Raw genomic sequence first — 6,920 nt, 5'->3', positions numbered from 1 at the left:
TGCTGCGCAGCTACGCGGCGAGCCGGGCCGCCGCCGACGACACGGCCGCGGAGCAGGACGCCGCGCGCCGCCGGCTGTTCGAGCACTACCTCGCGACGGCCGACGCCGCGGGCCGCGTGCTGATCCCGCACTTCCTCCGGCTCCCGCGTGCCGAGCCCGCGCGTGTCTTCGACGGCACGGAAGCGGCGCTCGACTGGCTGGACACGGAGTGGCCGAACCTCGCCGCGGCCGTCGAGCACCCCGAGGCCCGGGAGTACGCCTGGCACCTCGCGGACGCGCTCCGGGCGTTCTTCCACCACCGCGGTCACCACAGCGAGTGGATCGACACGGCCACGACCGCGCTCACCGCCGCCCAGGCCGCCGGCGCCCGCCAGGCCCAGGCGGCGATGCGGCTGTCGATCGCGCTCGCCGGCGTCAACAGCGGCCGCTACGCCGAGGCCCGCGCGCACCTGACCACCGTCCTGCACGACGGGCTCGCCGCGGACTGGCCCGCCGGCCGGGCCGCGGTCCTCAACAACCTGAGCGCGGTCCACCAGCGCCTCGGCGACCCGCACGAGGCGATCGCGTGCGGCCTGGAGTCGTTGCGGCTGTGCGAAGAGCTCGCCATCCCCGGCGTCACGATGGCACTGGCCAACGTCGGCTTCGCCTGCGGCCAGGTCGGCGACCTCGACGAAGCCTTGGGGCACTTCGGCCGCGCCCTGGAGATCGCCGAACGCGACGGCGCGAAGTTCAGCGTGGCGGTGGTCCTGGTCGACCTCGGCCACGTCCACCGCGACCTCGGCCACCCGGACGCGGCGGCGTTCTACGAGCGGGCCCTCACGGCGAACCGCGAGCTGGGCTACCAGTACGGCGAGGCGGCGGCGCTGTCCGGCCGGGCGGTACTGGAAGCCCGCGCGGGTGACGCCACGCGGGCCCTGTCCGACGCGGCGGAGGCGGTGGAACTGACCCGGCGCATCGGCGACCGCGGTACGGAGGCGTCGGCGCTGGCGGCACTGGGCGAGACGTGCCTGCGGCTGGGCCGGGCCGCGGAGGCCGTCTCGCCGTTGTCGGCGGCGTTGGAGATCGCGCGCGAGACGAGCTTTACGTGGTGCGAGGCGGCGGCGCTGACCGGCCTGGCGGAGGCGGCGCTCGCGGTCGGGGACGCGGAGCTTGCCCGCACGCACGGTGAAGCGGCGGCGAAGCTGGCGGCCCGGTCCGGGTATCGCCCCCTGGAGACGCGGGCCGCGGAAACACTGGGGCAGCTCGCCCGCTGAGGCTTGCGCGTTCGCCCTCCCCAGCCGAGACTGCCGGGATGGATCAGCCGTTCTCCGAGGACAGTGCCGTTCTCGTCGACCGGGCGCGGCAGCACGCGCTGGGTGACCTGCTCCGCCGGACCGCGTTGCGGCTGCCGGACAAGCTCGCCGTCGTCGACGGGCCGCGGCGGTTCACCTTCGCCGAGTTCGAGGCCACCGCCAACCGGTTCGCGCACGCGCTCGCCGCCCGCGGGCTGCGCAAGGGTGACCGGCTCGCGCTGCTGAGCCACAACTGCTGGCAGTACGGCGCGCTCGCGTTCGCCACCGCCAAGCTCGGCGTGCTGCTCGTGCCGGTCAACTTCATGCTCGGCGCCGACGAGATCGCCTACCTCCTCCGGCACGCCGAAGTGGCCGCGTTCGTCGCCGAGGGCGCGCTCGAACCGACCGCGCGGAAAGCCCTCGAACTCGCCGGCCTCGGCGAGGTGGTCCGCGGCCGGATCGGCGCGGGCGGCGAATGGGACGACGTCGAGGAGTGGCTGTCCGAAGGGGACTCGACCGCGCCCGAGGTCGTCGTCGCCGACGACGACCCGCTGCGGATCATGTACACCTCCGGCACGGAGTCGCGGCCGAAGGGCGTGCTGCTGTCGAGCCGGTCCCTGATCGCGCAGTACGTCTCGTGCGTGATCGACGGCGGCATGAGCGCCGACGACGTCGAGGTGCATTCCCTGCCGCTGTACCACTGCGCGCAGCTGGACTGCTTCTTCTCGGTCGACGTCTACCTCGGCGCGACCAGCGTGCTCCTGCCCGGCCCGGACCCGGCCGCGCTGCTCGCCGCCGTCGAGCGGGAGCGGGCGACGAAGCTGTTCGCGCCGCCGACGGTGTGGATCTCCCTGCTACGGCACGAAAACTTCGACCGCACGGACCTCTCGAGCCTGCGGAAGGGTTACTACGGCGCCTCCGCGATGCCGGTCGAGGTGCTGCGCGAGCTGCGCCGCCGGCTGCCGGACGTCGAGCTGTGGAACTTCTACGGCCAGACCGAAATGGCGCCGCTGGCGACGATCCTGCGCCCGCACGAACAACTCGAGCGGGCCGGGTCGGCCGGGCGGCCGTCGCTCAACGTCGAGACCCGGATCGTCGACGACGAGGACCGGCCGGTCGCGCCCGGCGTGGTCGGTGAGATCGTGCACCGCAGCCCGCACGCCACCCTCGGCTACTACCGCGATGAGGACAAAACGGCCGAAGCGTTCCGCGCCGGCTGGTTCCACTCCGGTGACCTCGGCGTCGTCGACGAGGACGGCTACCTGTCCGTCGTGGACCGCAAGAAGGACATGATCAAGACCGGCGGCGAGAACGTCGCGAGCCGGGAGGTCGAGGAGGCGCTGTACCTGCTCGACGGCGTCGCCGAAGCCGCGGTGTTCGGCATCGAGCATCCACACTGGATCGAAGCGGTCACCGCCGTCGTCGTGCCGCGCGAAGGCGCCGACCTCACCGCAGCGCAAGTGATCGACCACGCGAAGTCACATCTCGCCGGTTACAAATGTCCCAAGTACGTCGTATTCTCGGACCACCTTCCCAAGAATCCGAGCGGCAAGATCGTCAAGCGGGAATTGCGGGAGCAGCACAAGGGACTCGCGGCGAGCGGCTGACCACCGAAATCCCCTTGCCCGGCAGGGAGAACGACGGATACCGTCGACCGTCCGCGCCCGCTTTCCGGAGAACGCGGGACATCCGTCCCACCAGGGCCGACCGGCCCGCAAAGAATCCGCGGAAAGCCGTGGCGCGCGCCGTCCGTCGGGTCTAGGAATAGAGGCCGTCCACCGTTCCCCCCCATCCGAAGGGATTCACTCGTGTCCGTTTTCATCGCCGTCCTCCTCGCACTGGGGGCCGGGCTGCTCGTCGGCGGCCGGGTCCACAGTGCCCGTGAGGCCCGCGCCAACTACTCCGCCTACCGGGCCCGGACCGCCAAGGGCTTCGGGGAGATGATCCGGTCGGCGGTTTCCGCCGTCGTCGCGGTGGCCGGCGCGCTCGTGCTCCTCTTCATCCTGCTGAACGTGCTCCAGCAGGCCTGAACCGGAACCCGACTCATGGCGGGTTGTTGCCGCCCCGGCCGCGGAGGACCCTTTTCCGTGGCCCCGACGGACGGGGCCGCGAAAGGACTCCCCCATGAGATCGAGGGTGCTTTCTGCTGCGCTCGGTGCGGCCGTAGGCCTGCTGGGCACAGTCGTCGTCGCCGCGCCGGCCGAGGCCGCCGCGGTCTGCGGTGACCAGGTCGTCGGCAACGGCGGGTTCGAAAGCGGCACCACGCCGTGGACCCAGACCAGCGGGGTCATCTCCGCCGCCACCACGGCGGAGCCGGCCCACGGCGGCACGATGGACGCCTGGCTCGACGGTTACGGCAGTACGCACACCGACACGCTGTCCCAGTCGCTGACACTGCCCGCGGGCTGCGCGTCGGCGGCGTTGTCATGGTGGTCGCACGTCGACACCAAGGAGACGACGACCGCCACCGCCTACGACAAGCTGGTGGTGCAGGTCGGCACCGACACGCTCGCGAGCTACTCGAACCTCGACAAGAACACCGGGTACGTCCAGCGCACCGTCGACGTGTCGCGCTACCTGGGCCAGACGGTGACGCTCAAGGTCACCGGCACCGAGGACTCGAGCCTCGCCACGAACTTCCTCCTGGACGACTTTTCGCTGACCACCACCGGTTCGCAGAACCCGCAGTCCCCGGTCGTCACCTCGCCGGGCGCCCAGTCCGGCGCCGTCGGCCAGGCCGTGTCGCTGCAGGTCCAGGCCAGTGACCCGCAGGGCGACGCGCTCACCTGGTCCGCGACCGGCCTGCCCGCCGGGCTGAGCATCGGCGCGAGCACCGGGAAGATCACCGGCACGCCGACGACCGCGGGCACCTCGTCGGTCACCGTCACCGCCAAGGACCCCGCCGGCAACAGCGGCAGCGCCACCTTCTCGTGGACGATCACCGCGGCCCCGGCCGACTCCACGCGCACCCCGATCAACCCCGCCTACACGGTTAACCTGACGTCGAACACCGCGGGCGACACGTGGAACGGCCACCAGAGCGTCAGCTTCACCAACGGCTCCGCGACCGCGCTGCCCGAGGTCTACCTGCGGCTCTGGGACAACTACCACGGCAGCTGCCCGACGACGCCGATCACGGTCACGAACGTCACCGGCGGCACGCCGTCGGCGCTGAGCGTGAACTGCACGGCCATGAAGATCACGCTGCCCGCGCCGCTGGCGCAGGGCCAGTCCGCGACCATCGGGTTCGACCTGCAGATCGTCGTGCCCAGCGGCGCCGACCGGTTCGGCCACGACGGCGCGTACAACATGATCGGCAACGCGCTGCCGGTGCTGGCGGTCCGCGACGGCGCGGGCTGGCACCTCGACCCGTACACCAACAACGGCGAGTCGTTCTACACCGTGATCAGCGACTTCGACGTGACCCTGGTGCACCCGGCGGCGCTGCTGACGCCCGCCACCGGCTCGTCGACCGAGACGACCAGCGGCAGCACGACCACGACGCACGCGACCGCGTCGAAGGTCCGCGACTTCGCCTGGGCCGCCGGGCCGTTCGCGAAGATCTCCACGACGTCCGGCAAGGGCGTGCGGGTGAACGTCTACTCGGTCAGCGGGATCTCCACGAGCAGCGCCAACCAGATGCTGAGCCTGGCCGCCGACTCCATCGACGTCCACTCGGGCCGCTTCGGCGACTACCCGTACGGCGAGGTGGACGTGGTGCTGGACAACAACTTCTGGTTCGGCGGCATGGAGTACCCGGGCTTCGTGCTCGACCTCGTGTCCACCACGGCGCTCCCGCACGAGCTGGCGCACCAGTGGTTCTACGGGATCGTCGGCGACGACGAGTACAACTCCCCGTGGCTGGACGAGAGCTTCACCGACTACGCCACCGACCTCTACCGCGGGATCACCGGCAGCGGCTGCGGCATCACGTGGCAGTCGAGCGCGGAGAAGCTGACCAACTCGATGGCCTACTGGGACGCGCATTCGTCGCGCTACTCGACCGTCGTCTACAACTACGGCAAGTGCACGCTGCACGACCTGCGGCGGACGATCGGCGACACGGCGATGGCGAACCTGCTGAAGTCCTACGCCCAGTCGCACTGGTACGGCGTGTCGACCACCGCGGAGTTCAAGGCGGCGGCGCAGGCGGCGGCCGGGTCGACCGACCTGACGTCCTTCTGGGCGTCGCACCGCGTGGAGGGTTGAGAAAACCCGTTGGAGTTCCCCGTCCGCGTCCGCCACTGTGGGGACGTGGACGGGGAACGGCTCTTTTGCGACGTCGCGCTGGCGGCGCGGATCGAACGCGCCGAGGTGCGGCTGGTGGTGGAAAGCAGCGACGCCGCGCGGGCCCGCCGGGGCGACGACGTCGGCTTCGCGCGGCCGGTCGCCGGCGGGGTGGCGAGCTTCGCGGAGGCGGACTCGCCGTTCAACAAGGTCGCCGGGCTCGGTTTCGAGGGCCTCCCGGACGCTCTGGACGAGATCGAAGCGGCCTTCGCCGAGCTGGGCGCGCCGGTGCAGATCGAGCTGTCGCAGCTCGCGGACACGTCCCTCGGCGCCTTCCTGACCGGCCGGGGGTACCGGCTGGAGAACTACGAGAACGTGCTGGGCCGGCGGATCGGCGGCGCCGACCACCCCGAAGGCGTCCGGCGGATCGGCGACGACGAGCTGGAGGCGTGGCTCGCCGGGATCGCCGAAGCGTCCGTCGTCGCCGACACCGAAGGCGTGCCCTCGCACGAGGACTTCCCGCGCGAGACGATCCTCAACGCGCTGCGGGACATGCCGGGGATGCTGCGGTTCACCGCGGAACGGGACGGCGAGTTCGCCGGCGGCGCCGGGCTCCGGGTCGTCGACGGGATCGCGCAGCTGGGCGCCGCGGCGACGTTGCCCGCCCACCGTCGACGCGGCGTCCAGACGGCGCTGGTGCGCGCCCGGCTCGCGGTGGCCGCCGACCTCGGGTGCGACTTCGCCGTGGTCACCACGCAGCCGGGGTCGAAGTCGCAGCAGAACGTGCAGCGGCTGGGGTTCGACCTGCTCTACGCGCGGGCTGTCCTGGTGAAGGGCGTCTCCGCGACGAGCTCCTCGGGAGCCGACAGCCGCCAGGCTTCGTAGAGCAGCTCGGCGAGTTCGTCGGCTTCGATCTTGTCCAGGTACACCACGACCCAGCCGAACCCGCCGGCGGTGAACTGGACTTCGAAGACGTCCGGGCGCTCCGCGACGAGCGCCAGCTGCTCGGAGATCTCCTGCTTCAGGCCGACGGTCCGCGTCCGCGGCCAGAAGTAGCCGAACCGCTTGCCGCGCACGCTGAACGACGAGTAGTCGCGCGCTTCGGCGCGCTCGACCTCCGTCAGCCCGCCGAGCAGCCGTTCGAGTTTCCGGACCGTGACCGTCACCTGTCGTTCCCCCTGTCTCCGGCGACTACGGTAGCGCGCCGGTACCGTGCGGGACATGAGCATCCGCGAAGCCGTCCTCGACGACGGCCGCGCCGTGGTGGTCAAGTACGGGCACGCCCCCGGCGCGACCGGCGCCGAAGCCGCGGGCCTGCGCTGGCTGGCCGAGGCGGACGCGGTCCCGGTGCCGTCGATCCACCGCGCCGACGACTCGCAGCTGGTCCTCGACCGGGTCCCGGCCGGTCGGCCGTCGGCGGCC

Annotated in this window: 6 protein-coding genes and 1 pseudogene; 6 read left to right on the top strand and 1 reads right to left on the bottom strand. The window is 71.7% G+C overall.

The features are described 5' to 3' along the window. The 5 genes from G3I65_RS46385 to G3I65_RS46365 form a co-directional block, all read left to right on the top strand. The coding region (locus tag G3I65_RS46385) for a tetratricopeptide repeat protein (RefSeq protein ID WP_160701751.1) at positions 1 to 1,253 on the top strand (1,253 nt) is incomplete at its 5' end. A gap of 38 nt (positions 1,254 to 1,291) precedes the next feature. Then, positions 1,292 to 2,878 (top strand): acyl-CoA synthetase, encoded by a 1,587-nt coding sequence (locus tag G3I65_RS46380; RefSeq protein ID WP_160701750.1) that lies wholly within the window; start codon positions 1,292 to 1,294, stop codon positions 2,876 to 2,878. A 201-nt stretch (positions 2,879 to 3,079) separates the two neighbouring features. Then, positions 3,080 to 3,301 carry a hypothetical protein gene (locus G3I65_RS46375; protein ID WP_160701749.1) on the top strand — a complete coding sequence of 74 codons (222 nt, stop codon included), beginning with the start codon at positions 3,080 to 3,082 and terminating at the stop codon, positions 3,299 to 3,301. Between the two features lie 106 nt (positions 3,302 to 3,407). After that, entirely contained in the window at positions 3,408 to 5,480 is a 2,073-nt protein-coding gene (locus G3I65_RS46370; protein ID WP_160701752.1) for a putative Ig domain-containing protein, read from the top strand. A 45-nt stretch (positions 5,481 to 5,525) separates the two neighbouring features. Continuing rightward, a complete protein-coding gene (locus G3I65_RS46365) occupies positions 5,526 to 6,383 on the top strand; it encodes a GNAT family N-acetyltransferase (RefSeq protein ID WP_160701748.1) in 858 nt (285 codons plus the stop codon). Here the strand turns inward: G3I65_RS46365 and G3I65_RS46360 are convergent. Continuing rightward, positions 6,308 to 6,664 (bottom strand): MmcQ/YjbR family DNA-binding protein, encoded by a 357-nt coding sequence (locus G3I65_RS46360; protein WP_309236022.1) that lies wholly within the window; start codon positions 6,662 to 6,664, stop codon positions 6,308 to 6,310. The two genes, G3I65_RS46365 and G3I65_RS46360, sit on opposite strands and share 76 nt — an antisense overlap. Positions 6,665 to 6,719: 55 nt before the next feature. On the opposite strand from G3I65_RS46360, the pseudogene G3I65_RS46355 reads away from it, so the two are divergent. Then, positions 6,720 to 6,920, top strand: a pseudogene (locus G3I65_RS46355) (fructosamine kinase); the annotation flags it as partial.

Source organism: Amycolatopsis sp. SID8362 (assembly GCF_010550475.1).
GTDB lineage: Bacteria > Actinomycetota > Actinomycetes > Mycobacteriales > Pseudonocardiaceae > Amycolatopsis > Amycolatopsis eburnea.
This window is presented reverse-complemented; position numbering and strand designations above follow the sequence as displayed.

Excerpts from the sequence above, each read along its gene's own strand:
- G3I65_RS46380 (WP_160701750.1), top strand. The coding sequence starts at position 1,292 with ATGGATCAGCCGTTCTCCGAGGACAGTGCCGTTCTCGTCGACCGGGCG.